Annotated in this window: 21 protein-coding genes and 7 pseudogenes; 14 read left to right on the top strand and 14 right to left on the bottom strand. The window is 43.5% G+C overall.

Translation table 11 applies throughout. The features are described 5' to 3' along the window. The first annotated feature begins 9 nt into the window (after window positions 1-9). The 12 genes and pseudogenes from cybH to N4T56_RS08135 all read left to right on the top strand — a co-directional run bounded on the left by cybH (window position 10) and on the right by N4T56_RS08135 (window position 9,413). A pseudogene (cybH, locus tag N4T56_RS08180) lies at window positions 10-676 on the top strand (Ni/Fe-hydrogenase, b-type cytochrome subunit). A 5-nt stretch (window positions 677-681) separates the two neighbouring features. Further along, a pseudogene (locus N4T56_RS08175) lies at window positions 682-1,239 on the top strand (HyaD/HybD family hydrogenase maturation endopeptidase). Continuing rightward, window positions 1,205-3,094, top strand: a complete 1,890-nt coding sequence (locus N4T56_RS08170) for a NiFe hydrogenase (RefSeq protein ID WP_261732860.1) — start codon at window positions 1,205-1,207, stop codon at window positions 3,092-3,094. Before N4T56_RS08175 ends, N4T56_RS08170 begins: the two are co-directional and overlap by 35 nt. A gap of 157 nt (window positions 3,095-3,251) precedes the next feature. After that, window positions 3,252-3,515 (top strand): annotated as a pseudogene (locus N4T56_RS22440) (acylphosphatase); the annotation flags it as partial. A gap of 81 nt (window positions 3,516-3,596) precedes the next feature. Beyond that, the gene (locus N4T56_RS22435; RefSeq protein ID WP_315903085.1) at window positions 3,597-4,001 is read left to right on the top strand and encodes a Sua5/YciO/YrdC/YwlC family protein; all 405 of its coding nucleotides are present in this window, start codon (window positions 3,597-3,599) and stop codon (window positions 3,999-4,001) included. Next, window positions 3,985-5,553, top strand: coding sequence for a Kae1-like domain-containing protein (locus N4T56_RS08165; RefSeq protein ID WP_315903084.1), 1,569 nt, complete (start codon window positions 3,985-3,987; stop codon window positions 5,551-5,553). The genes N4T56_RS22435 and N4T56_RS08165 overlap by 17 nt, the downstream gene beginning before the upstream one ends. A gap of 176 nt (window positions 5,554-5,729) precedes the next feature. Then, window positions 5,730-6,479, top strand: a complete 750-nt coding sequence (gene hypB / locus N4T56_RS08160; RefSeq protein WP_261732859.1) for a hydrogenase nickel incorporation protein HypB — start codon at window positions 5,730-5,732, stop codon at window positions 6,477-6,479. A gap of 2 nt (window positions 6,480-6,481) precedes the next feature. After that, the gene (locus tag N4T56_RS08155) at window positions 6,482-6,721 is read left to right on the top strand and encodes a HypC/HybG/HupF family hydrogenase formation chaperone (RefSeq protein ID WP_261732858.1); all 240 of its coding nucleotides are present in this window, start codon (window positions 6,482-6,484) and stop codon (window positions 6,719-6,721) included. Next, complete coding sequence (hypD, locus tag N4T56_RS08150; protein ID WP_261732857.1) at window positions 6,721-7,848, top strand: hydrogenase formation protein HypD; 1,128 nt, start codon at window positions 6,721-6,723, stop codon at window positions 7,846-7,848. The genes N4T56_RS08155 and hypD overlap by 1 nt, the downstream gene beginning before the upstream one ends. After that, window positions 7,838-8,845, top strand: a complete 1,008-nt coding sequence (gene hypE / locus N4T56_RS08145) for a hydrogenase expression/formation protein HypE (RefSeq protein ID WP_261732856.1) — start codon at window positions 7,838-7,840, stop codon at window positions 8,843-8,845. Before hypD ends, hypE begins: the two co-directional genes overlap by 11 nt. Continuing rightward, complete coding sequence (locus N4T56_RS08140; RefSeq protein ID WP_188924262.1) at window positions 8,845-9,189, top strand: hydrogenase maturation nickel metallochaperone HypA/HybF; 345 nt, start codon at window positions 8,845-8,847, stop codon at window positions 9,187-9,189. Before hypE ends, N4T56_RS08140 begins: the two co-directional genes overlap by 1 nt. A gap of 59 nt (window positions 9,190-9,248) precedes the next feature. Next, entirely contained in the window at window positions 9,249-9,413 is a 165-nt protein-coding gene (locus N4T56_RS08135; protein ID WP_261732855.1) for a hypothetical protein, read from the top strand. Between the two features lie 96 nt (window positions 9,414-9,509). Here the strand turns inward: N4T56_RS08135 and N4T56_RS08130 are convergent, their stop codons facing one another. Next, window positions 9,510-11,267 (bottom strand): acyl-CoA dehydrogenase C-terminal domain-containing protein, encoded by a 1,758-nt coding sequence (locus tag N4T56_RS08130; RefSeq protein ID WP_261732854.1) that lies wholly within the window; start codon window positions 11,265-11,267, stop codon window positions 9,510-9,512. Between the two features lie 213 nt (window positions 11,268-11,480). On the opposite strand from N4T56_RS08130, the gene N4T56_RS08125 reads away from it, so the two are divergent. Continuing rightward, entirely contained in the window at window positions 11,481-12,425 is a 945-nt protein-coding gene (locus tag N4T56_RS08125; RefSeq protein WP_261732853.1) for a hypothetical protein, read from the top strand. Window positions 12,426-12,493: 68 nt separating this feature from the next. Here the strand turns inward: N4T56_RS08125 and N4T56_RS08120 are convergent. The 9 genes and pseudogenes from N4T56_RS08120 to aroA form a co-directional block, all read right to left on the bottom strand. Continuing rightward, a pseudogene (locus N4T56_RS08120) lies at window positions 12,494-13,046 on the bottom strand (DUF2058 domain-containing protein). Window positions 13,047-13,072: 26 nt separating this feature from the next. Next, window positions 13,073-13,901, bottom strand: a pseudogene (locus tag N4T56_RS08115) (SDR family oxidoreductase). Window positions 13,902-13,929: 28 nt separating this feature from the next. Further along, entirely contained in the window at window positions 13,930-14,631 is a 702-nt protein-coding gene (pyrF, locus tag N4T56_RS08110) for an orotidine-5'-phosphate decarboxylase (RefSeq protein WP_261732852.1), read from the bottom strand. 55 nt (window positions 14,632-14,686) lie between these two features. Continuing rightward, complete coding sequence (gene lapB / locus N4T56_RS08105) at window positions 14,687-15,847, bottom strand: lipopolysaccharide assembly protein LapB (protein WP_261732851.1); 1,161 nt, start codon at window positions 15,845-15,847, stop codon at window positions 14,687-14,689. 1 nt (window position 15,848) lies between these two features. Then, complete coding sequence (locus N4T56_RS08100) at window positions 15,849-16,145, bottom strand: LapA family protein (RefSeq protein ID WP_188920792.1); 297 nt, start codon at window positions 16,143-16,145, stop codon at window positions 15,849-15,851. Window positions 16,146-16,267: 122 nt separating this feature from the next. Beyond that, complete coding sequence (ihfB, locus tag N4T56_RS08095; protein WP_188920789.1) at window positions 16,268-16,555, bottom strand: integration host factor subunit beta; 288 nt, start codon at window positions 16,553-16,555, stop codon at window positions 16,268-16,270. Between the two features lie 77 nt (window positions 16,556-16,632). After that, window positions 16,633-18,301: pseudogene (gene rpsA / locus N4T56_RS08090) on the bottom strand (30S ribosomal protein S1). Window positions 18,302-18,417: 116 nt separating this feature from the next. Continuing rightward, window positions 18,418-19,107, bottom strand: coding sequence for a (d)CMP kinase (gene cmk / locus N4T56_RS08085; protein WP_261732850.1), 690 nt, complete (start codon window positions 19,105-19,107; stop codon window positions 18,418-18,420). Window positions 19,108-19,290: 183 nt separating this feature from the next. After that, a complete protein-coding gene (gene aroA / locus N4T56_RS08080) occupies window positions 19,291-20,571 on the bottom strand; it encodes a 3-phosphoshikimate 1-carboxyvinyltransferase (RefSeq protein ID WP_261732849.1) in 1,281 nt (426 codons plus the stop codon). A gap of 425 nt (window positions 20,572-20,996) precedes the next feature. Between aroA and N4T56_RS08075 the strand changes: the two are divergent. Continuing rightward, a pseudogene (locus N4T56_RS08075) lies at window positions 20,997-22,191 on the top strand (amino acid aminotransferase). Window positions 22,192-22,244: 53 nt separating this feature from the next. Here N4T56_RS08075 and N4T56_RS08070 read toward each other — a convergent pair. The 4 genes from N4T56_RS08070 to N4T56_RS08055 are packed head-to-tail and all read right to left on the bottom strand — an operon-like array spanning window position 22,245 to window position 25,658. Next, window positions 22,245-22,973 (bottom strand): FAD-dependent oxidoreductase, encoded by a 729-nt coding sequence (locus N4T56_RS08070; protein ID WP_261734778.1) that lies wholly within the window; start codon window positions 22,971-22,973, stop codon window positions 22,245-22,247. A gap of 43 nt (window positions 22,974-23,016) precedes the next feature. Then, the gene (locus N4T56_RS08065; protein ID WP_261732848.1) at window positions 23,017-24,033 is read right to left on the bottom strand and encodes an FAD-binding protein; all 1,017 of its coding nucleotides are present in this window, start codon (window positions 24,031-24,033) and stop codon (window positions 23,017-23,019) included. Further along, window positions 24,033-24,248: a 4Fe-4S dicluster domain-containing protein gene (locus N4T56_RS08060; RefSeq protein WP_137227248.1), complete on the bottom strand. Its 216-nt coding sequence runs from the start codon at window positions 24,246-24,248 to the stop codon at window positions 24,033-24,035. Before N4T56_RS08060 ends, N4T56_RS08065 begins: the two co-directional genes overlap by 1 nt. A gap of 9 nt (window positions 24,249-24,257) precedes the next feature. Beyond that, a complete protein-coding gene (locus tag N4T56_RS08055; RefSeq protein ID WP_261732847.1) occupies window positions 24,258-25,658 on the bottom strand; it encodes a ferredoxin reductase family protein in 1,401 nt (466 codons plus the stop codon). Window positions 25,659-25,689 lie beyond the last annotated feature (31 nt).

Genomic DNA, 25,689 nt, shown 5'->3' with positions numbered 1-25,689 from the left:
GGATAAAGTATGGAACATATCGCAACCCACAATAGGAAGCTGATATTTACTCCGGCCATTCGCATATTTCATTGGCTTCGCGCTTTGGCCATTTTGGTGTTAGTGATCACCGGGTTTTATATCTCGTGGCCATTTTTAGTGGCACCTGAAAGCTCAGACGTGTTAGTGCAAGGTTGGATCCGCTTTGCTCACATTGTGTTCGGATTTTTACTCACGAGTATCACCTTAGTGCGGTTTTATTTGTTTTTCTTTAGTCGTAATGACATTGAAAGAAAATCATTTAAAGATGTTATGAGTATTAACAGCTGGATAGTGCAGCTTAAATCGTACTTCTGGATGGGCAATTTACACAAATCTGGGGTGTATGGACTGGTTACAGTTTATGACTTATGTGGCGATTTCATTTGTGGCATTAATCATTTGTATTACCGGTTTGGCGCTTTATGCCAATGTGTATCACTTAGGTATTGGTGGTTTATTAGGTGATATGGCCGCCTGGTTTACGGCGCTTTGTGGCGGCTTAGCAAATCTGCGGATTTTTCATCACTATTTAACCTGGGCATTTATCATCTTTGTGGTGATCCATGTGTATATGGCGGTGTGGTCTGGCATTCGCTTTAAACATAACTCTGTCGACTCCATTGTTTCAGGTTACGACTACCATAAGGATCACTAATTAGCGTGAAAAAAATATTGCTGTTAGGTATAGGCAATGTATTGTACGCCGACGAAGGAGTCGGCGTACATTTTGTCAATTATATCAATGATAAATATCAATTTAACCACTCGCAATATCAACTCGATATTATTGATGGCGGTACCTTGGCTCAGGGGTTGATCCCCATCATTTGTCAGTATGATCATTTAATCGTAGTCGACACGGTCAATAGCGTGGATGTAGAGGTAGGGTGAAGTGTACTTTTTTGATTTTGACCATGCTCCTGCTGAAATTGACTGGCAAGGCAGTGCCCACGAGGTTGAAATGCTACAAACCCTAAACATGATGGACATGGTTGGCGACAGGCCACACACCTTTGTTTTAGGCGTCACTCCCACGGTAATTGAACCCATGACGTTAGGCTTAACCCCTCACCTGTTACAGGCTATTCCCACAATGGAAAAGGCTACCTACTTGCACATTTAGCAACGCTTGGCTTTACTTACCAATGCAAGGCCGATTTAACTATCGAACAGGTGATCCCAGATGCCTATAAGCGAGGTTGCTATGCCGACGCGTAACCACACCATTCGTTTTAATTTTGTTTGCCAAAAACCTGTGCCGCTATATGCACATTTATGCAATCAATACTTACACTTAGATAAACTTAATATCAGCATAGGCCGTGAGCAAAATGCCGACACCGGCGCAATTTGTTATTTTATAGAAGCCAGTGCGCCTCAGGCTGAATTAGAGCAGTTAGCAGACGACATTGCTGCCGATTTTTTACTGTCTGTGTGGCTACAACATACCGAAATTAAACGTATTGATGCCAAGGCGGGATCAACAAATGCCTTTATTGTAAAGCATCATAAAGGGTTGCCTTTGTATTTTTGTCAGCATTGTCAGCCGCAATTTGGTGATAATCAACACCCACTTTTTGGCGACATTAATTTGGCCTGTGAGCACTGCAAAGGCCACTATAAACTCAGCCGTGAACTCAAATCGCTCACTAAAACTGACATTAGCGCCATGGCAAACAGTTTGTTAGCCAGCAAGGAACTTGTGTTACCCATGCTTGGGCTGCAATTAAGCTTATCGAGCAGTAAAGTCAGTTTGGCTGATTATCAACAACCGAGAGTGTTAATTTGTAATCCTAATTCGCTCAATAGCCAATTTTGTATCTCTGACAGCCAAGTCTTAGCTTTGTCGAGCATTGAAAAACCGTTATTAAGGGTCAGACCGTGTAGCGACCATCCTGTTTTGCACGCCCCGTTATACGATATTCAGTTTGCTGAAAACCGGTTGTTAGTCATTTTGTGCGAAATGCTGCGTCAAAAAGGTATTCATTGGGTATATGTAAACCAATTAAACACGGTTAATCCACATATCGACCCACCATTAAGGTTGGCTGGGGTGGCGCAATATTGGATACCCACATCCGAGCTACAGTCTGGAAAAATGGCGTTGCCAAGCAACCTCACCTGTTTGCACGATGAATACCAATATCAAACGGATCAACATAAGTTTTTAGCAAAAAGCACCGCAGATCAACTGCAATGGCAGGTTGTATCGTTGCATGAGCCAAAAGCTCAATCAGCTGCCCCCGACAACGCGACTCACATCAATTACAGTTTATGTGCATTGTCGGCAGGGTTATTACGCCACAATGACCATGAACATCATAACAAGACACAGTATGTCAAAAATGCCGCTGTATTGTATTTTGGTCGGCACCATGCCAGCCAAATTGTTACGGTTGATAGCCAAAGTGATGCAGGGTTATTTTTTCAACTGCCTACGTTACCCAACAGCGGGTATGAGGTGTGCCATAGCTTGTTAGATTCGCCTCAAAAAAACTTATTCGATAAATTTAAACAATTACATCCGGCTGAATATAACCAACTACTGGATTTGCATTTATCGGATAAAGACAGCGCATTAACGCAATTAATGGCTGTGGCAGCGGCCATTATTGGTGCAGGCCAAATCAATAGCCATCATGGTAAGCCGGTAAGTGTGACAGAGTTGGCAGACCGATTTATCGCGTTAGCAATGTCATATCAAGACAATAATGCACCCAGAATTGATTTTCCGCTCACCAAAGGCACTGGCTATCGCAGCCTCAACTGGTGCAGAACATTAGGCTCGCTTATGAGCTTTAAACTGGCGGGCGATGTCAACTTAGCAAAACTTGCTTTTGCGTTTCATGACTCGTTTGCCGATTACCTCAGTCATTGGGTTGAGCATGTGGATCAAAATGTGGGCATTAAACAACTGGTAGTCGCCGGTAGTGACTTTGCAAACCCGGTACTTGCTGAACGAGTACATTTACGCATTGGTAAAAACTATCCGTTGCAACTCAATCCACTATTGGATCTAGATGGGGTTAATATTGCCATTGGTGGTCTGTATCTCAAACAACGCCGAGGATAACGAGTATCTTAGCCATAACTGACTTTATTTAAATCGGTAATCACTCAATGCAAATTACAGTATTTGTTAAAGGTATTGTACAAGGGGTCGGCTTTCGGCCTTTGTTTATCGGCTTGCCACAGAACTCAACTTATTTGGCTCGGTACTCAATAATCACTTAGGCGTGACGATTGAATTACAGGTGCCGTCTGCTGCGATTGATACATTTATCGAGACATTACACAGTAGCCCACCGCCACTTGCCCGTATCGATTTTATTGAACAAACGCCTAGCAGCGCCGATGTCGGTTTTAATACGTTTAGTATTATCGACAGTCAGGTATTGCCTGGTGAGCATGCCAATGTGGCTATTTCTGCCGACAAAAGTGTCTGTCAGGATTGTTTAGACGAGATAAACGATCCTAACAACCGTCATTATCATTATCCGTTTACCAACTGCACCAATTGCGGTCCGCGCTATACCATTATCAATGCCTTGCCTTACGACCGTTGTAATACCGCTATGGCTAAGTTTGATATGTGTCCTGAGTGTGCGGCATCTTACACAGACCCTCTCAATAGGCGCTACCATGCGCAGCCAGTAAGCTGTCCACAATGTGGTACGCAGTTGCAATTAAGTATTTTATCGCCAGCATTTAACGCTTTCACTGAAGATGACCTGTTAAATCAGAATAATCTGTTAGAGCAAACCGCCAAATTGATCAAGCAAGGGGCAATTATAGCCATTAAAGGCCTAGGTGGTTTCCATTTAGTGTGTGATGCCACCAACGATGACGCCATATCTAGGCTACGCCAACGTAAACAGCGCCCTGCCAAGCCGTTAGCCATTATGATAAAAGATCTAAACCAGGCCAGGCTATGTGTAACGGCTAACCAAACCGAGTGGGACTATACTAAACAGTGCTGAAAAACCCATTACCTTATTAACCAAGCTACCGATTAATCCATTAGGTTTAAGTAGGCAATTAGCACCAGGCATTGATAAGCTTGGGGTATTTTTACCCTATACACCATTACATCATTTACTGATGCAACTTGTCGGTAATCCCATTGTTGCCACGAGTGCAAATCGAAGTGGCGAGCCTATTATTGGTGATAGCGCAGAGATTAAATGTCACCTTGGCCATGTAGTCGATGCAATATTGAACTATAACAGAGCCATTATTAATGCCTGTGATGATAGCGTTGTACAAGTGATTGATAATCAAATTCAGGTGATTCGTTTAGCGCGAGGGTATGCTCCACTCACTATTAATATTGATGATAAGCAGAACATTGGCTCTCGTCATGTGCTAGCGGTGGGCGCACAGCAAAAAAATACTGTCGCCTTTGGTTTTGATCACAACATGATATTGTCGCCACACATTGGGGATTTATTCAGCCTTGAGGCGCAACAATATTTTCATCAAAGTTTGGCCACCTTTACCCGTTTATATGACTTTAACCCAAGCCATTTAGTCCATGATAATCATCCACAATATGCTCCCACACAATGGGCTATGGCGTATCAAGAACAACATGAATTACCCAGCGCACAGTGTGTTGGCGTTCAACATCATTACGCCCATGTATTATCGGTAATGGCAGCTCATCAACACACAGATACCGTTTTTGGCGTAAGTTTTGATGGTACTGGGCTTGGCGATGACGGCACCTTATGGGGCAGCGAGGTAATGCTAGCCGACATAAATGGCTTTACTACCCTCGCCCATTTTAGTGAGTTTACCTTGATTGGCGGTGAGCAAGCTATTAAGCAGCCAGTACGCATATTATTGGCACTGTTATTTGAGCATTTACCGCTTGAGCAGGTATTACGTTTGCCCATTAACGCCATTAAGCAGTTAGGCACACAAACCGTGACTAATTTGCATAGGTTATGGATAAACAACAGCCACTGTATTAAGTGCCGCTCGGTAGGTCGATTATTTGATGCGTTAGCTGTTGGGCTAAACTTACTTGAGCAAAATGACTATGAAGGCCAGGCCGGAATGATGATTGAAACCGCGGCCAATCAATATTTACAACAAGTCGCTGATCAAAACAGTCAGTATAAAACTGCGATAAATGAGATTAACTTATCGCAATATCGCGCACCTAAAGCGGATATCAGCGATGTGATTCAGTGGCATAGCAGCCAATTTATTACTCAATTGGTGCTAGCTGTGCATGAACAAGACTCACCGATAACAACAGCTCACCTAACTCAACAACTATGTTGGCAATTTATGGCTGAAATAGCAGATAAGATTGATCGGGTGGCGAAAGATTATCGTGATTACCCGCAAGTGTTTTGTGGTGGCGTGTTTCAAAATAAAACCCTACTCAGTCAATGTTTAACTTTAAGTAAACGTGCTAATCATCAGGTATTCACCAGCCAACATGTGCCCATTAATGACGGCGGTATCGCTCTGGGTCAATTATGGTATGGCGTAAATTGGTGGGCGCAAAAAAAACACTAGAAAAATAATACAAACTGCATGGTTTACAAGATTACTGCTGTGGTTCAGGTCACATTTTTATCTTGATTTTGCGCTTGTTCACTTTGTTTTTATTAAAAGCTGACATGCATCAAAGATTCCATGTGTAAGTTATCTGACACTAGAACTAAGGTAAATCAGGTTTACAAGGAAATAACATGTGCAAAGATTGCGGCTGTTCTATCACCCATGACGATGTGGGGCATCAACATACTCATGGCGATCATCATGGGCAACTTCATAGTAACCCTCAATTAAATGATAAGAAGACCCTGGCTGTTATCCACAAAATTTTGGATAAAAATGATATTGAAGCGCAACATAATCGCGATCATTTTGCGGCTCAACATGTCACTGCTTTTAACTTAATGAGTAGCCCGGGTAGCGGCAAGACCACCTTACTTGAATGCCTTCCCGAATACCTTAATCACAAATTCGCGGTGATTGAAGGCGATTTAGAAACCTCACGCGATGCCGACCGCTTAATTGCCAAAGGAATTAATGCGTATCAAATTCAAACGGGTTCAGCTTGTCATCTAGACGCCTTTATGGTGCATGGCGCATTACACCATATTGACCTTAACCCCATTAATATTTGCTTTGTTGAAAACGTCGGTAATCTCGTTTGTCCTGCCAGCTACGATGTCGGCACTCATAAAAATATCGTCTTGCTGTCGGTGCCAGAGGGCGATGACAAAATTGAAAAGTATCCGGTGATGTTTCGCCGCGCAGATGTGGTGGTAATTACCAAATCTGACTTACTGCCATACTTTGATTTTAGTATTGAAGAAGCTAAAACGCAGCTACAAAAGTTAAATCCTAATGTTGAGCTTTTTGTAGTCTCAGTGAAAAATTCTGATTCAATGAATGTCTTTGCGCATTGGATTGATAATAATCTGGAGCACTAACTATGTGCTTATCAGTTCCATCAAAAGTTGTTGAAATACATGACGATGCTAGCGTGACAGTTGACACGCTAGGCGTGCGTCGTCGTGTGAGCAGTCATTTAGTGACCGAACCGTTAACAGAAGGAGACTTTGTACTCATCCATATTGGTTTTGTGATGAATAAAATCGATGAGAAAGATGCACAACAAAGTCTCGATTTATACCAAGAAATCGTCGAAAAAATGCAATTGGAGTCAGAGTAATGATCACCCTTAATGACTTCTATCAAGGGTTTCGAGATCCACAAACAATTGGTCATTTAGCGGCTTTAATTCGCGAGCAAGCAGCGCAAACCACAGCACAAATTAACATAATGGAAGTGTGTGGTGGCCATACACATACCATTATGAAATACGGGTTATTGCAGCTACTGCCAGACAACATTCGCTTTATTCACGGATCAGGTTGTCCGGTGTGCGTGATGCCAAAAGAACGTATTGACCATGCGGCAGTACTTGCCAGTCAGGATGATGTTATTTTAGTCACCCTCGGCGATATGATAAGGGTGCCAGGGTCTATGGGTAGCCTAGCGCAATTTCGATCTCAGGGCTGCGATATACGCCCCATCTACGATCCACTCGATACACTAAACATCGCCCGTGATAACCCAGATAAAACAGTGATTTTCTTTGCCATCGGCTTTGAAACCTCAACTCCGATGACCGCAGCATTAATTGCCCAGGCTGAAGCGCAACACATCCCCAACCTATTATTTCATATTAATCATGTGCTGGTGCCCCCTGCCATCGATGCAGTAATGGCTGACAGTCGCGCCCAAGTAAATGCGTTTATTGGTCCGGCGCATGTAAGCGTGATCAGCGGTGCCAAAATTTATCAGCCAGCAGTCGACAATTACAACACGCCTGTGGTGGTGTCTGGCTTTGAACCTGTCGATGTTATGGAATCTATTTTACGCATTGTAAAACAAAAAGTGTCTGGTGAAGCTGTGCTAGATAATCAATACAGCCGCTCAGTGACCTATGAGGGCAACCTTGCTGCACAGCAATTGGTGGATACTTATTTTACCGTGCGAGACAGCTTTCGTTGGCGTGGACTTGGCCTGATTGCCCGCTCTGCGCTGACTTTAAAACCTGAGTATCAACACCGAGACGCTGAACGTATCTACGTTGATGTGCTACCCACAGATGAAATTGATGACCATAAAGCGTGCCAATGTGGTGACATTTTACGTGGACTATCAAAACCAAAGGACTGCAAAGTCTTTGGCCGAGGCTGTACGCCACAAACGCCATTGGGCAGTTGTATGGTGAGCTCAGAAGGAGCTTGTAACGCTTATTATCGCTATGGGGAGGTGCAAAATGGCAATTAAAAAGACAGTACAGCTAAGTCATGGTGGTGGCGGTAAAGAAATGAATCAGTTAATTACTGAGATGTTTTTTAACGCGTTTAACAATCCTATTTTGGCCTCGCAAGAAGATGCCGCCAAATTAAATATGTGTGGCCATATTGCTTTTACAACGGACTCTTTTACGGTCTCACCACTCTTTTTTGCCGGTGGTGATATCGGTAAATTAGCCGTAGCTGGCACGGTGAATGACCTTGCGATGATGGCCGCTCAACCAGAATACTTAAGCTGCAGCTTTATTATTGAAGAAGGGTTTGCGCTTGATGACTTAAACACCATAGTGAACAGCATGGCCGAAGAGTTACATAAATCCGGCGCCAGAATTGTTTGCGGAGACACCAAAGTGGTGCCTAAAGGCTGTGCCGATGGCCTGTTTATCAATACTTCAGGTGTTGGGCGTATTTTAAACCCAAACATTTCGGCGAAACACTTACAAACAGACGACGCGATTATTGTCTCTAGAGACGTAGGTCGTCATGGCGCTGCTATTTTAATGGCTCGTGATGGCTTGACCCTTGAGTCATCACTTTGCAGTGACTGTGACACCCTGTGGCCTATTGTCGAGCAATTACTGGCGGCAAACATTAAAATCCACGCGATGCGTGATGCGACTCGAGGCGGTATTTCAGCGGTTTTAAATGAATGGGCAGTAGCCTCTAATGTGGGCATCAGTGTCGATGAAACCGCCATCCCTGTGTGCGATGAGGTCAAAGGTTTATGTGAACTATTTGGTTTTGAACCTTACGATTTAGCCAATGAAGGCACCTTTTTACTGTCCGTGCCAAAAGAGCTTGCCCACGGCGCAATAGAAGTGATGCAGCGCTATGGCCATTGTGAACAGGCTGCAATCATTGGCCATGTCACCAGGAAACAACCGGGAAAAGTCATTTTAAACACGCCTTGGGGCAGTAGTCGTTACTTGGATTTACCGCAAGGTGAATTACTGCCAAGGATTTGTTAATGCACGAATATTCAATAGTCATGTCGTTAATGGAACAATGTGAAAGCTTAGCGCAGCAACATCAGGCGCAAGGCATTGAGCAGGTAGAACTTAAAATTGGCATTTTAAGTGGCGTAGAGCCGGCTTTGTTAGCTCAAGCATTTGAAACCTTTAAGCTTGAAACCATTTGCCATAACGCCAAATTGGTGATGAATATTCAACCATTGGTGCTGCAATGCCGCGATTGTGACCAACAGTCACAAGTTGATGAGCGCACCATTATCTGCCCAATTTGTACCAGTAATAATACATTAGTCATTGATGGCGAAGACATGATGTTAATGCAACTCGTACTCGATACCTGACGTGATTAACCACACAAACCGTAAAACAAAAAAAGTGAACACAATAAAAGGACTACACCATGAAATACTTATCACTTGCCTTTATTCTTGCCGCTACTCCAACTCTTGCTATGGCACATGAGGGACACGGTGGTGTTGGATTATTTCATCACTTAATGGACCTTGCACCGGCCATCGCCTTGGTGGCTATAGTGGCGTTTATATTTTGGAAACGCAGCAAATAACCTGTACTAAAAGAAAAACTTACAGACATTAAAAAGCCTTCCAGTGGAAGGCTTTACTGCTGTTTATCATCTAAATAGCGTGTCTAACATCGATGCTTAGAACATCTCCGCTGGCATGGCCATAATAGACTTATCACCTTGGTTAACTTGCGATAAATGGTATTGAGATTTAGACAACAACTTGTCCATATAAAAATCGGCTACATATTGCTTTTGCGCGGCAAAGGTTGCATCTTCATGGCCGCTGGCTTTATCTGCCATTAATAACCAGAAATAACCATAAAGTGCATAACCAAACGCATCTAAAAAGTCGACCGCACATGAGTTAACCAGTGCAGGTTGTTCATGTTTATTGTCATTGATGTAATTAGCAGTGGCCAATAACTCGGCAAACACCTGACTTACCGTCGCTTTATGATCGGCATTAGCTTGGGTTAACTCAGCGAGGCTCGCGTTCACGTCTGCCACAAACTCTGTCAAAGTTGCAACATTGTCACCGGTCACTTTACGGCCTAAAAAGTCTATCGCCTGAATACCGTTAGTGCCTTCATAAATTTGCGCAATACGGGTATCTCGCACAAACTGCTCAATGCCGGTTTCACGTATATAACCATGGCCGCCAAACACTTGTTGGCCCATCACAGTGGTATCTAAGCCGCGATCGGTTAAAAATGCTTTTGATACTGGCGTTAATAAACCAACATAACGAACGGCTTTGGCTTGCACATCATCGCTGGCGTATTTGGCTAAGTCTAACTGCTTACCGGTATACACAGATAGTGCACGTCCAGCTTCAGTCAAGGCTCTGATAGTGAGCAACATTCTGCGCACATCGCCATGCACAATAATAGGATCAGAAGTGGCTCCTGTTGGCGACCCCGCAGCAGCAACGCCTTGAAGACGTTCTTTAGCGTAATCGCTGGCCATTTGATAAGCCGCTTGTCCGTTGCCTAAACCTTGTAAACCAATGGCTAAACGTTCGTAGTTCATCATAGTGAACATGCACACTAAGCCACGAGCAGGTCGGCCAATGAGATAGCCTACGGCATTGTCGTAGTTCATTACACACGTTGCAGAGGCTTTTAGACCCATTTTATGCTCAATTGAACCGACAGTAACGCCATTAGCTTCGCCTAGGCTACCATCGGCATTAACACGGATTTTAGGCACTAAAAATAATGAAATACCATTAGAGTTTGGTAACTTGGCCAACACTAAATGGATAACGTTTTCTGCTAGGTCGTGATCGCCACCAGTGATAAAGATTTTATTACCGGTAATTGAATAGCTACCATCTTCTAATGGTTCGGCTTTAGTGCGAATGCCACGTAAATCAGAACCCGCATGCGGTTCGGTCATGTCCATGGCACCAGCCCATTGGCCAGAATATAAATTAGGTAAATAGGTTTGTTTTAACTCATCTGTTGCATGGGCATTGATACACAGCGCCGCACCTGCTGTAAGCGAGTTATAAAGCGTGAAAGAGTTACAGGTGCTGTAGCCCATTTCGTCGACTAACACCCCCAACATTTTAGGCATGCCCATACCGCCAAAATCAGCTTCTCCACATAAACCCACCCAGCCGCCTTCGGCAAACTGGTTATAGGCTTCTTTAAAGCCATCTGGGGTAATGATGTCATTACCGCTATGTACTACCCCTTGCTCGTCGCCATTGCGGTTCAAAGGTTGCAGTAGATCACGGCTAATTTTGGCTGATTCATCTAAAATAGCTAACGCAGTATCCATGTCTACCGTTTCTGCCATTGCTGGAAGTTGCTGCCAGGTTGTTGGCGCATCAAAAACGTTTTCTAGCAAGAATTGCATGTCTTTTAATGGGGCTTGATATGGATACATAGGGCTCTCTTAAAACGAATAATTAAAACAGTTGTTTTAATTTATACTAAAGCGTTACAAAAAGAAAAGGTTTTTAAACAAAATGTGACCCTTTAAGATAATCGACATTATGCCAGATCAATGAGTTACAATTATCTGTAACCCTGCGCTATCAGGTTAACCATAAAATGATACCGCCTCGATGTTGATATGTTAAAAAGCGAACCAAACTGAATGCACACGCCACAAAATCCCGCCACACCTGAAGATAAAACTCTTATACCTTACCAGCAAGTTACGGTGATAGGTAACGCAGAAGGTGCCTGGCATCCTGCTGACGTTGGCCATACGTTTGTGTTCAATGCAACCGAACATCAGGCAGACAATGTCATCAATATTTGTAATGGATCGTATGCAGAATCACCTCATGCTTTTGCGGTAAGCAACAGCCCTAATGATCAGCAATTGGTCGCGCTATTAACCCAAGTAGCACAAACCCTCGAACAACAATTGCATTGTTGGCCTTCATCAGGGCTCGTCACCTGTTTTTTGATGTCAATTTTAGCCAGTGACATGACGGTACAACGTTTGTCGCTCATGCCATCGCTTAAACGTTCACACGGGCTAAGCGAGCAGGAACACTTACCCTGCATGGTACATAACTGGTTAGGTGAGCGTAGACTTGCACTGGGATTACAATTAACAAACCCGCATATTCACTGGCCGGGGTTATTGATTGATCAAGCCGCCATTCCAGAAGAGCTTAATACTCAATCTGAACAACCTGACATTAACCCGTTTGAAGTGTTATTGAGTGATTTTATTCACCGCAAAAATAGCGATGTTAAGCCGAAATATCATGTAGGCACATCTCAGGCTTTGGCTTTGCAAGCGACTTCTGAGCGCCCTGCGCAACCCGATTTACAATATGCATTGTTAGCGGCATTGAGCAATTTACCTAGCGTGCATTGGTTATCATATGCGACACAAGATGACCTCATCACTGCCGAAACACTGTTTTATAATGAATTCCCACAAACGCAAGCCAGTTACTGGTATTTAGTGGATTACCAGGCTTCACAATTTTTAGATAATATCCGCCATCATTTAGCGTACTGCCAACAAGTATTTGCGTTAACAGCAAAACCAACAACAGAAAACGAATCAAAGTTATCGTAATACGGTGAGCGGGTATCAATATTTTTACACAAAAAAGCCTCTGTAAAGAGGCTATTTTGTGGAATTAATTACCACATTAAATCATCTGGGATGGCGTAATCTGCATACGGATCGTCGGCATCACTGACCTGCTCTACCGAGTCTTTAGCGGCTTTATCCCATAAGTATCCACACCACTGTGGCACCAACAATTTAACCCGTTCAGCTAACTTATGCGGCACCAAATAACTTTTGTCTTCATGACGCACAATACCTAAAGTGCCATTTAGCAGTTCAGCTTGAATTTTATCGGTAATGTACAAAGAGTAAATTTTATTTTCTAAGGTGTAGTTAAATTTAAGCTCAGCATCTTTAGGGATGTTGATGGCAAATTTAGAAAACTCAGTGATCAAGCCGCGAGACCTGGCCTTTTTCAGACGCTTGTGCAAAGCGCTGTTCATTTAATGCTTTATCTTTTTTAGCCTGCTGTAATTTTTGTTCAGCAATTTGCTTTTTAAGCTCGCCGCTACCGTCATCAACTTTGGCTTTTTTATTACGACGTTGCTGGGTCTTTACATCGCGTACTTTTTGCTTGCTGGCAAGACCGGCTTTGAGTAATTGATCTTGTAATGCATTTGCCATGATTTGTTACCTTTAAATATTAATGTCTATAAGCCATGTTTAGCGGCGATATCGCCTAATTCGGTCATCGCGATACTGGCGCCACCTAAAGACCAACCACCATCGACCGGTAATACAACGCCTGTAATGTAAGATGCCATGTTTGAGGCCAAAAACAAGGCCGCATTGGCGATATCTTGCCCTTGACCATTACGTTTTAAGGGCACGCTGTTAGCCACGCGTTGTTGTAATTCATCGCTGGGTGCTAAGCGATTAAACCCTTCGGTATCGGCAATTGGTACCTGGCACAATGGAGTTAATTCTAACACCTTCAACGCCCCATTCTAACGCTAATGTGCGTGTTAACATATCAACCCCAGCTTTGGCTGCACATACATGCGCTTGCAGTGGCATGGCAATAAAGGCCTGTGGCGCTGAAATTTGGATAATACTGGCATTAGGGCGAGCCAATAAAGGATAGGCTTGCTTTAACACCTGAAAACTGCCGATTAAATCAATATCAATAACAGATTTAAACCCATTGGTTGACAGTTTCGCTGCGCTGGCAGGGAAATTACCGGCTGCGCCACTGATTAACACATCAATATGAGTATACGCCTTAGCAATTTCATTAAAGCCGAGAGTTAGTGCGTCGTTATCTCGCACATCAAAACTCACCCCCATGTGAACTGCATTCGGGTTTGCCTGATTAAGTTGGGCAACCGCAGCATTCACTTTATCAATACTACGACTCGCTACCGCAACATTGGCACCGGCTTGTGCAAATGCAATGGCCACTTGCAAATTAATCCCTGAAGTGCCGCCAACGACAACGACATTTTTACCTGTGTAATCAAATCCTGTTGCAGTCATAATCACTCCCTTATTGGTATTGCTGTCAATGTTACGACAGCTGTAAAGATTGATGGATTGCAGTCAGCGCAGCCAATGGGTCTGCCGCCTGGGTGATTGGCCGACCAATCACGAGGTAATCAGAGCCAGCTGCAATCGCTTGTGGCGGCGTCATGACCCGGTGCTGATCGCCAGCATCACTGCCTGCAGGTCGAATGCCTGGTGTCACTAGGGTGAAATCCTTGCCGAATGATGATTTAAGTAATTTCGCTTCTTGAGCTGAGCACACCACGCCATCAAGCCCTGCCTGATGAGTCAGTTTAGCTAAACGTAACACATGTTCAAAGGCTGGCACATTAATACCGAGCAAGGCTAAGTCTTCATCAGACATTGACGTTAATACGGTCACGGCGATTAGTAATGGTGCGTCTTTTCCGTATGGCTGCAATGCTTTTTTTGCCGCTTGCATCATGGTTAAGCCACCACTGGCATGGACATTGGTCATCCACACACCTAGCTCTGCCGCAGCGGCTACGGCTTTCGCTACAGTATTGGGAATGTCGTGAAACTTTAAATCGAGGAATAAATCAAAATCACGGTTATGAATGTCTTTGACCAATTGTGGATCAAATAAGGTAAACATTTCTTTGCCGATTTTTAAGCGGCACATGTTGGGGTCGAGTTTATCAATGAAAGTCAGCGCGTCAGCTTTATTGTCATAGTCGAGGGCAACTACAATTGATTTATCAGTCATTAGAACTCCAGCGGCAATAGCATGTGTTAATTATTATAGAGTGTTTTGAGCGGGGTTATTCACCGTCCAGGCCTTTAATACGCTTAATACTGCCCCACTGTTTACATGACGGGCAATGCCAATATAATCCGTGAGATGGAAAACCACAGGCGGTACAGCGATAACTTGGGCGGAATTTAATTTGTTGTTCAACAAGCTGCTCAAGCATAGATAAACTTTGTTTTGCCTGGCCATCTTCTGCTTGTTTTATGTGTAATTTCATTAAGTGCTGAAACCCTTTCATGGTGGGATGGCGATATAGATTATCAAGCATCATGGTTTCAGCGCTTTGGTGTTGGTTTAGTGTGATTTTATGTTCGGCTAGGGCGACGACGACGCTCGCGCCTGCACCGTCGGCAATCGCTTTGGCAAGCAGCTCATGAAAGCCTTCTGGGTCTTGAGTATCGCGATAGACTTGTTTTGCAATAGCAACGCCATCGGCAAATAAGTCGATGTCGGCCACTTTGAGCTCTGACAGCGCTTGTTTACATTGATCAAATTGCCCTGCGTCGAGGTAAATTTTGGCAAGGGTTAACCAGGCACGGCCGCATTTGGCATCTTGTTTGATGGCTTGTTGCAGTTTTTTTATTTTATCGGCGTCGTTAGGTGTTTCATCGGCAAGCTGGCAATAAAAATGGGCGGTGGTGTTTTTTAGCGCTTGTTGGCGCTTGCGTGGAAGACGCTTAGTAATATCAATGGCGTTTTGCCATTCTTTGGTCACCTGGTAAATCAAGATAAGCTGTGTTTCAGCTTCTTCGCTGTGATCGTCTTGGTTAACCAAATTAGTAAAGATTTCTTCTGCACGGTCATAAAAACCTGCCGCCATGTAATCTTTACCCAACTCCATCATCGCGATATCGCGCTGTTCATTGGTTAAACTTGGGCGAGCAATTAAATTTTGATGGATCCGAATTGAGCGGTCTACTTCACCACGCTTACGAAACAATGACCCTAATGATAAGTGTGTATCAATGGTTTCATCATCCACATCTAACATGCTAATAAATAAGTCTACAGCTTTATCTGACTCATTTGACAGTAAAAAATTAAGCCCAGTAAAATAGTCTCGGCTTAATTTCTTACTTTGTTGGCTATCACTATGGCGAATACTGCGTCGCCCCATGTACCAACCGTATCCAGCGGCAATGGGTAATAGCAAGAACAAGATTTCTAGCATACTAGACAGCTTGATCCTTAGCGGGTACGTCGATGTTTATCGCATCAACTGTGGTAAATTTTTTGAGTGCTTTATTACTTTTACGTAATGCCAGTTTAAGCTTAATAATGTAAAAGCTCGCAAATATCCAACTAATGATAAACCCACCAAAAAACACACTCGCAAGTACGACGGGTAAGCGGTATTCACCTTCGGCAATAAAGTAACTCAAAGTGACAATTTGTTCGTTTTTAGCGCCAAACAATAAGGCTAAAACAAACAGTAATCCAATTAGTACAATGACAATAAAAGATCTCACGTTATTCTCCATGTATACGCATCAATATAATGATTATCCAAGAAATTTACTAAGCTGACCAGCATTGACTGTGTTTAGATACAAAAAAGCCTCCAAAAGGAGGCTTTTTATTAAAGCGTTAATCAAACATTAACAGCATCGACACGTTCGCGCAGTTCTTTGCCAGGCTTAAAGTGCGGTACATACTTGCCTTCCAATTCAACAGATGTGCCTGTTTTTGGGTTACGACCAGTACGAGGTGCACGATAGTGAAGAGAAAAACTACCAAAGCCACGGATTTCTATACGATCACCGCCTTCTAATGTTGTTGCCATTTGCTCCAACATCTCTTTGATTGCACTTTCCACTTCTTTCGCCGACAATTGCGACTGCCTAGTGGCGAGTTTTTCGATCAGTTCAGATTTTGTCATCTTTGCTATCCCATATTATCAAGCCAAACACAGTCGCCTAATGGGGACGGTGTCCCCATACAACAGACGATTTTCGATTACTTACGAGCTGCTTTGAAAGCTTCAGCCATCGCACTGCTCATTACAACGTCATCTTGCTTGTTCAGAGTAGCAATCGCTTCTTTCTGTTCAGCTTCATCTTTCGCTTTGATAGATAAGCTGATAGAACGGTTCTTACGATCTACACCCATGAACTTAGCTTCGATTGCGTCACCTACTGAGTATACAGTAGATGCATCTTCGATGCGCTCTGCAGAAATGTCAGCTACACGGATGTAACCTTCAACTGTTTCTGCTAATTCAACTGTAACACCTTTTGCGTCAACAGCAGAAACAGTACCGTTAACTACGGTGCCTTTCTTCTTGTCAGCTAAGTATGCGTTGAATGGATCATCTTCAGTTTGCTTAACACCTAAGCTGATGCGCTCACGCTCTGGGTCTACAGATAGAACCACTGCGTGGATTTCGTCGCCTTTCTTGTATTCAGACACTGCGTCTTCGCCAGTACCGTTCCAAGAAATGTCAGATAAGTGAACAAGACCATCGATTCCACCGTCAAGACCGATAAAGATACCGAAGTCAGTGATTGACTTGATCTTACCAGATACTTTGTCGCCTTTGTTAAACTTAGTCGCGAAGTCATCCCATGGGTTAACTTTACACTGTTTAAGGCCTAGAGAAATACGACGACGTTCTTCATCGATGTCTAGTACTAACACTTCAACTTCATCACCTAGGTTAACAACTTTAGATGGGTGAATGTTCTTGTTAGTCCAATCCATTTCAGAAACGTGTACTAAACCTTCAACGCCTTCTTCGATTTCTACGAAGCAGCCATAGTCAGTAAGGTTAGTTACGCGACCAGTAAGCTTAGTGCTTTCTGGGTAACGCTTGCTGATTTCTAACCATGGATCTTCGCCAAGTTGCTTAAGACCTAGTGATACGCGAGTACGCTCACGGTCATACTTAAGAACTTTAACGTTGATTTCGTCACCAACATTAACGATTTCAGATGGGTGCTTAACACGCTTCCACGCCATATCAGTGATATGTAATAGACCGTCAACTCCACCTAAATCTACGAATGCACCGTAGTCAGTAAGGTTCTTAACGATACCTTTAACTGCTTGGCCTTCTTGTAGATTTTCAAGAAGTGCATCACGTTCTGCACTGCTTTCAGATTCGATAACTGCACGACGAGAAACAACAACGTTGTTGCGCTTCTGGTCAAGCTTGATAACTTTGAATTCTAATTCTTTGTACTCTAAGTGAGCGGTGTCGCGAACTGGGCGCACGTCAACTAGAGAACCTGGTAAGAAGGCACGGATACCGTTTAATTCAACAGTGAAACCACCTTTAACTTTACCATTGATGATACCGATTACAGTTTCAGCATCTTCGTACGCTTTTTCTAGAACGATCCAAGCTTCATGACGCTTAGCTTTTTCACGAGACAATTGAGTCTCACCAAAGCCATCTTCAACAGAGTCAAGCGCTACGTCAACTTCATCGCCTACTTGAATTTCTAAAACGCCTTGTGCGTTTTTGAATTCGTCAGCAGAGATTGGGCTTTCAGACTTAAGGCCTGCGTCAACAAGTACCATACCGTTTTCGATGGCAACAACTGTACCACGAACGATAGAACCTGGACGGAACTCTAGGGTTTGAAGGGATTGTTCAAATGAGATCAGCAAAAGATTCAGTCATGTTTTAGGTTACTTTCATTAAATAAACCACCATCCATCCTAGATGTGGAGTCTAGTAATATTATTCGTATCATCCTTAACACGAATACCTACTGTGCGCGTTAACCGGGAATTCGATTAGGCTACAGTAATTTTTTGTTCAACATATTCAAGCACTTGCTTTAACACATCGTCAATGCCTACGCCGCTTGTGTCAATAACAAGTGCGTCTTCAGCAGGAACTAATGGCGAGGCGGCACGATTAATATCGCGTTCATCTCGTTCGATAATTTCAGCTAAAAGGCGATCGATTTTAACATCGAAGCCCTTGTCCTGCAACTGATTATAGCGTCTTTGCGCCCGTTCTTCAGCGGACGCAGTTAAAAATATTTTTACAGGTGCTTTAGAGAAAACGACCGTTCCCATATCACGGCCGTCGGCCACTAAACCTGGCGCTGCGCAAAATGCACGTTGACGACGTAATAATGCTTCGCGAACACGCGGTAATGCAGCCACTTTAGAGGCGGCATTTGAGCATTCTTGAGTGCGAATGGTGCTGGTAACATCCTCGCCTTCTAAAATCACCTTAATGGCATCGTTTTCAGTACCCGTTAAAAATTGTACGTCAAGATGGGCTGCTAATAGTGTTAAGGCTTCTTCGTTTTCGAGTTCTACATCATGGTGAATAGCGGCTAACGCTAACACACGATAAATTGCACCACTGTCTAACAAATGCCAGCCTAAATGCTGCGCCAATAATTGGCAGATCGTCCCTTTCCCTGCACCGCTAGGGCCATCAACTGTGATCACTGGAGACCGTTCAGACATAATTTCCTCCGAAAATAATCTATCTTCCCTGAAAGTAAAAAAGGGGGTTACCAAAATTAAGCGCGCGCATTGTATAACAAATAAATGTTAATTACTGATGAATTTTTAGATATTTAAACCAAGATCGCCCTTTTGTATTGTAAAGAAACACAAAACGGCGACGGGTAAACCGAGGTTATCAGCTTATTTAGCTAAACGACTAAACTGGGCAAAGTAGTCTGGAAACGTTTTAGAAGTACAGTCTGGATCGTTGATGGTAATACCACAATCAGCGAAAGCCAACATTGAAAAACACATCGCCATGCGGTGATCGTTGTAAGTATCAATATCGGCAGTGTTTAACTGATCTGGTGGCGTAATGGTAATGTAGTCATGACCTTCATCAACAATTGCGCCCACTTTGCGCAGCTCTGTCGCCATTGCGGCTAATCGGTCGGTTTCTTTAATGCGCCAGTTGTAAATATTAGTCAGTTTGGTGGTGCCTTTAGCAAATAGCGCAGCGGTAGCAATGGTCATGGCCGCATCAGGGATGTGGTTCATGTCCATTTCGATGGCGGTTAATGGCGATTTACGGGCAATGATGTAATCATCGCCCCACTCTATTTGAGCGCCCATTTGTGCTAATGCATCGGCAAATTTTACATCGCCTTGAATACTTAAACGGCCAACGCCGGTGACTTTGACTTCACCGCCTTGAATGGCACCCGCCGCTAAAAAGTACGATGCAGATGAGGCATCGCCTTCAACTAACACTTTACCAGGTGATACATACTGTTGACCGGCTTTAATTTCAAAACGTTGATATTGATGGTTAATCACTTCAACACCAAACTGCTTCATCAAGGCAATAGTAATATCGATATAAGGCTTAGACACTAACTCGCCTTTAATTTTAATGTTTACGCTATCTTTAGTGAGCGGCGCAACCATCAACAAAGCCGTTAAAAACTGACTTGATAAATCGCCGGCAATTTCGACATCACCGCCATTAAGGCCTGTTGCATTAATGGTTAATGGTGGAAATCCATCGTTTTTAAGGTAAGTCACATCGGCGCCTAATTGACGCAACGCATCCACTAAGTCGCCAATAGGACGTTCTTCCATGCGCGGCTCACCCGTTAAGGTGAATTCACCCTGACCTAACGTCAACGCTGCACACAAAGGACGCATTGCGGTGCCTGCATTGCCTAAAAATAAATTTTGAACGGTGTCAGACGATATTGGTACGCCGTTGCCTTCAACCACACACACAGTTTTGTCGTCACTTAAACTGTACTGAATACCTAGTTGCTTAAGCGATGCCAACATATAACGGATGTCATCTGAATCAAGTAAATTGGTTAGAGTGGTACTGCCCTTAGCGAGTGTAGCTAACAGTAATGCACGGTTAGAAATACTTTTAGAGCCAGGAATATTAATTTCGCCGTTGATGCACGTAATTGGGTTAAGACGCAGTTGCTTCATTCGCTTTCTTCTTTTGCTACAGATTAACGTCAGATTAATCTTGGTGGTAAACATCACTCAGTTATTGCTAAACAGCGTAAATCAAGTGGAACAAATTCATTACATAGTCCATTCAGTGCGAGCGACTCATTGATGCTTATAAAATACGGATCGTCACAGTGATATCAAGCATAAAATGAATTATTTATGTCTGTTAACATCGACTATTCAACACGATTTCGCGTTAACATAGACCAAATGCTGTAATGGAGCACCATTACAGCAGATAATCTCTCGATATGACAGTATTATTTGTCCGTTCATTTAACTTTCCAATTGAAAAAATCTCAATAAGCATTTTATTATCTAGGCGGCCAATTTTGACTTTAACTCTGTGTTTAAAGCACGTTATGCTTAGTGCAAATAGTCAATACAAGGTTCCATTCATGTTTGATACCCTAAAAGCCTTACCGTCTGATCCAATTTTGGGTCTTTTGACGCAATATCGTGAAGACAGACATCCCAATAAAGTTGATTTAGGCGTTGGGGTTTATAAAGATCCTGCGGGTCACACTCCGATTTTAGACTGTGTAAAAGCCGCTGAAAAAATCCGTCTAGACACAGAAACAACTAAGGTCTATATCGGCCAACGGGTTCAGCTCCCTTTAATCAGTTAATGGCTGAATTAGCCTTTGGCGCCAGTCACAGTGCACTTATAGCCAACCGAGTACGTACTGTATCAACCCCAGGCGGAACTGGCGCATTGCGCGTAGCGGCTGATTTTATTGCCCGCTGTAACCCTAATGCCGTTTTATGGGTGAGTGACCCTACATGGGTACAACCATACTGGTTTATTTGAAGCAGCGGGTATTACGGTAAAGACCTACCCATATTATGATTACGACACCAAGAGCCTCAAGTTTGAACAAATGTTGGCAACCTTAAACACCATAGGTAAAGACGATGTAGTGTTATTGCACGCATGTTGCCATAATCCAAGCGGCATGGATTTAACCCCTGAGCAGTGGGATGAAGTGGTTAAGGTTACGGTGAAACAAGGTTTTACACCACTAATAGACATGGCTTATCAGGGTTTTGGGGATGGTGTTGACGAAGATGCTTACGGCGTGCGTCAAATGGCTGCGGCAGTGGAAAGCATGATTTTATGTAGCTCATGCTCTAAAAACTTTGGCCTTTACCGCGAGACGCATCGGTGCTTGCACTATTGTTGCAAAAGACAGCGCCACGGCCGATATCGCGCAATCGGTATTATTGTATGTTATCCGCTGTATTTATTCGATGCCGCCAGCACATGGCGCGGCCATAGTTGAAACCATTCTCGGTACCCCTGCACTTAAACAGCAATGGCTAGAAGAGTTAACCGTTATGCGCGATCGCATTAACGGCAATCGTGAGATGCTGGTTAACCAGCTAAAAGCGAATGGTGTTGAGCGAGACTTTAGCTTTATCGCTCGTCAAAAAGGCATGTTTTCATTTTTAGGGGTAACCCCTGAGCAAGTAGCCACTTTAAAGCAAGAGTTCAGTGTGTATATGGTCGGTTCAAGCCGCATTAGCATTGCCGGTATTAGCGAAGCAAACGTTGATTATCTTGCTAAATCAATCGCGGCAGTAATCAAATAACAAGCTAAAGAAAAAAACCGACTTTAACAGTCGGTTTTTTCATCTCAGAATGCCTAACTAAAGTGGGGCCAACTCTCAAATGGTTGCTTTTCTAATACCATGTTGCCTTTTTCATCTTTAGAGATGTTTATCCACGCTTGCCAGTTTTCGTAATCAATATCAGGACAGTCTAAACGGTAATGACTACAGCGACTTTCTTTGCGCATAATAGATGCTTTGAGCTTCATCTCTGCGGTGATGATCATATTTTCAGTTTCGTGCGCTAAGCGAAGCGCATGTAAATCATCTGCCATCAACATGGGAACATGGTGCTCATTGAGCTCCTCAACATACGCTAACGCGGCTTGCATCATGCGCTCTTTTTTGATGTAAAGCACAAAGTTTGGGATCATCACTCCCTGCAACACTTGAGTCACCCAAGCGGGGCTATAACCACGTTCACGCTTTAATGGCGCTAAAATTTGCTGATTAACCAATGCCAAATATTGTTCAGACACATCTAACTTGCTGGCCATACCGAGACTGTCATTGGCTGCCGCAGCCCCTGCAATTGCTCCTTGTACCGCTGAACCCGCTAAAGATGAACCAATTTGGGTATAAATACCGCCCGACATATAAGAACCTAAGGCATCACCTGCGGCATATAAACCAGGAATAGTCGACAAACCTTGGGCATTAATTGGCACTAGCCCTTCTGATTTATGAATTGCCATCCCAGCACTTGAACCGCCCACTTGCTCGCCGCCCATACCTGGTGGGTAAGAGTGACCTTTACTTGACACCAAACCACGTAAAAACCCTTGTTCTGGTGGTTTTGGGGGTGGCTTACTGATTGTTTAAATGCTGCTGGCACAAATGGCTACCAGCAGGAAAGACCGCTTGTTGAGTTACGGCTTGCTGTTTAGGCTTCTCGCCTGGGCGTTGAGGCCTTGGTGGCATCATCATAACGGGCGCACCTTGTGTGTATGCTTGATAATTCATATCTACACCCAAGTGATGGTTAATTTGCGCTGAGGTGATCGATGGCTTTTCTTCAATTTGCCCATGCCAATTATCGTAGCTTGACCCAGAGTTTTTAGCAGAGCCGGGATGACCATCGTTCCATTCTTTACCGGTGACTTTTGCACCAATTTTATAAGCCATGATGGTGCCATCATGGGTTAAGTCGCATACCGGAAAGCCATTGGGTTTAAACCCACCTGAGCCGGTGCATAACACTACGGTTTTTGCATGGTAATGAACGATTTTTTGCAGATCTAAACTAAATCCTGACGCGCCAACCACACGGCCATCTTGTTTGAGTAGATGAGTAACCATCATGCGCTCTTCAATCGGTATATTACGCTCATTCAGAGGCTTCATAAAACTGTGATTATAGAGTGGCGAGTCAAAAAAACCCCAATCCTTTAATTCTTGTACCCGCGCATAAGAATGTTCGGCAAGTTGCCTGGTAAACACAGGGTTGTTGGTTTGTATTGCAGATTCTGTCACTGTGTCGACAAATTCATCAATGCTCATGCTAGCATTAGCTTTATCGTAACTAAAAATACCTTTGGCAAAAGGAGTTAACCCAGAGCTGCCAACACGACCTTTAGACACCATCAACACTTTAGCGCCAGCGTCATGGGCTTTTACCGCCGCAAACACACCGGCCATGCCGCCACCAATAATCAATACGTCAAGGTGGCGATTTTCTATATCGAAACCATTACTGTCAATTTTAGGTTTATTTTCTTGCGCGGGTGCATCAAACGGAATATTGGCTAATGCTGCAGCCCCTGCAATGCCGCCAGCAATACCAATAAACTGACGACGCGATAAGTTAGCTTTAGGGTTCATCATTACCTCCACGAAACCATAACAGGGATACTTTTATCGGGCGTGATAGTAATCGCCCCTACAGGACAATACAGCCTGCATAAATGACAGATTTGGCAGTCTTCTGGATAACGTATTTCGGCTTTATTTGTTTCTTTATTCATATGGATAACATCGGTTGGACAACTTTTAACGCAAGCCTCACAACCAATACATCCAGAAATTTGTTTAATTGGCATGCTGCGCTCCTAAAATGCAAGTTGTTCAAAACTAATTTGCGGTTGAGTAATGCCTAACGTGTGTAAATGTGTTGTCGTTGCAGAAATCATCCCTTTTGGCTCACATAAGTAAAACGCCCATTGTGACTCTTTACCTGTTGTCATGGTGCCATTGATAAGCGTTTGGTTAATCAGTCCTGGTACGAGGTAACTCGGTAAGCTGTCATCATGCACATTTAGCTGTTCACATACTAGCTGTACTTTAAAATCGATCATGGTCTTTTCAAGCTCAACTAACTCATCAACATACACCATGCGCGCCTGGGTGCGGTTAGCATAGAGCAACCGAATAGGCCGTGGATCATGTTGCGCGGCAAGTTGGCGTAATAAGCTTAACATTGGTGCAATCCCCGCTCCGCCGGCGATGAGGGTGATACCACTGGCAAGCTGGCTTTGATCTAGCGTCATGCAGCCGTAGGGATCATCAACAAACACGGTTTGACCTACAGTTAATTGATCAAGTGACGAGGTATAATCGCCAAGTGCTCTAATAATAAACCCTAATTGGCCTTGCTCAGCACCTTTCACAATTGAAAATGGATGTTGCTCAAAGCTGTAAGGGTTGCCCGTCGTATTGAGCCAAACAAATTGTCCAGGTTGATATGCCAGAGTATTGGAAGTGGTAGGTGCAATGTTAACCTGCCAATCAGACTCATTCATTTTTTCAACATGAGAAATGGCATAAGGGCGTTGCTTAATTAAACGCGGTTTAATGACATAGTTATAAACAATTAATGTCATAGAAACGGCATATAGCAGCCACCAAGTTACATTAAATTGTTGATTATACTGGCCATGACTGCCCACTGTGGTGATATGCAGTGTTGCCAGTGTGGCGATAATGCTAAAGCCAATCACATGCAGAAAACGCCAGGTTTCATATTTGATATTGAGCTTATCTTTAAACACCGACATTAACACCCACACTGCCATCGTTACCCAGGCGAGGATCCCTGTTAATAAATGGGGTGACGTAATTGCGCTGATGAGACTGACACTAAAGTCGTCAAATGACATCATGGCTTTAGGCAGCAAAATCAAAATGGGATGTAAGAAAAAGAATATGCCTAAATACTGCCCGAGCTGTTTGTGTTTGGTGATCCCCCAGTCAATATTGGCGAACAAAGGTAATTGCTTGATGCGACCCGCAAGCGGAAATTGCATAAAAAACACACTCATTGCAAGTAAGTTAACCGCACTTAATATGCTGGTGTAAATACCTTCAATTTGCATACCTAAAAGCTGTGCTATGACAACCGGCACGATCACCACAAAGCAATATGCCACTGCCAACTTGGTACTTTTAGGCAGTTGTAATGGGTTAATACTGGCCTTATGAATAGGCGGTTTTGTTGCTGTTGGGGTGGTCATTATATGTCTCCATGAGTGTCAAAACACCATG

This window comes from Shewanella phaeophyticola (assembly GCF_025398315.1).
GTDB lineage: Bacteria > Pseudomonadota > Gammaproteobacteria > Enterobacterales > Shewanellaceae > Shewanella > Shewanella phaeophyticola.
The sequence above is the reverse complement of the archived record's forward strand: the minus strand, read 5'-3'. Positions and strand labels throughout refer to the sequence as shown.

Excerpts from the sequence above, each read along its gene's own strand:
- N4T56_RS08170 (WP_261732860.1), top strand. The coding sequence starts at position 1,205 with ATGCCTATAAGCGAGGTTGCTATGCCGACGCGTAACCACACCATTCGT.
- N4T56_RS22435 (WP_315903085.1), top strand. The coding sequence starts at position 3,597 with ATGGCTAAGTTTGATATGTGTCCTGAGTGTGCGGCATCTTACACAGAC.
- hypB (WP_261732859.1), top strand. The coding sequence starts at position 5,730 with ATGTGCAAAGATTGCGGCTGTTCTATCACCCATGACGATGTGGGGCAT.
- N4T56_RS08155 (WP_261732858.1), top strand. The coding sequence starts at position 6,482 with ATGTGCTTATCAGTTCCATCAAAAGTTGTTGAAATACATGACGATGCT.
- hypD (WP_261732857.1), top strand. The coding sequence starts at position 6,721 with ATGATCACCCTTAATGACTTCTATCAAGGGTTTCGAGATCCACAAACA.
- hypE (WP_261732856.1), top strand. The coding sequence starts at position 7,838 with ATGGCAATTAAAAAGACAGTACAGCTAAGTCATGGTGGTGGCGGTAAA.
- N4T56_RS08140 (WP_188924262.1), top strand. The coding sequence starts at position 8,845 with ATGCACGAATATTCAATAGTCATGTCGTTAATGGAACAATGTGAAAGC.
- N4T56_RS08135 (WP_261732855.1), top strand. The coding sequence starts at position 9,249 with ATGAAATACTTATCACTTGCCTTTATTCTTGCCGCTACTCCAACTCTT.
- N4T56_RS08130 (WP_261732854.1), bottom strand. The coding sequence starts at position 11,267 with ATGTATCCATATCAAGCCCCATTAAAAGACATGCAATTCTTGCTAGAA.
- N4T56_RS08125 (WP_261732853.1), top strand. The coding sequence starts at position 11,481 with ATGCACACGCCACAAAATCCCGCCACACCTGAAGATAAAACTCTTATA.
- pyrF (WP_261732852.1), bottom strand. The coding sequence starts at position 14,631 with ATGACTGATAAATCAATTGTAGTTGCCCTCGACTATGACAATAAAGCT.
- lapB (WP_261732851.1), bottom strand. The coding sequence starts at position 15,847 with ATGCTAGAAATCTTGTTCTTGCTATTACCCATTGCCGCTGGATACGGT.
- ihfB (WP_188920789.1), bottom strand. The coding sequence starts at position 16,555 with ATGACAAAATCTGAACTGATCGAAAAACTCGCCACTAGGCAGTCGCAA.
- cmk (WP_261732850.1), bottom strand. The coding sequence starts at position 19,107 with ATGTCTGAACGGTCTCCAGTGATCACAGTTGATGGCCCTAGCGGTGCA.
- aroA (WP_261732849.1), bottom strand. The coding sequence starts at position 20,571 with ATGAAGCAACTGCGTCTTAACCCAATTACGTGCATCAACGGCGAAATT.
- N4T56_RS08065 (WP_261732848.1), bottom strand. The coding sequence starts at position 24,033 with ATGATGAACCCTAAAGCTAACTTATCGCGTCGTCAGTTTATTGGTATT.
- N4T56_RS08060 (WP_137227248.1), bottom strand. The coding sequence starts at position 24,248 with ATGCCAATTAAACAAATTTCTGGATGTATTGGTTGTGAGGCTTGCGTT.
- N4T56_RS08055 (WP_261732847.1), bottom strand. The coding sequence starts at position 25,658 with ATGACCACCCCAACAGCAACAAAACCGCCTATTCATAAGGCCAGTATT.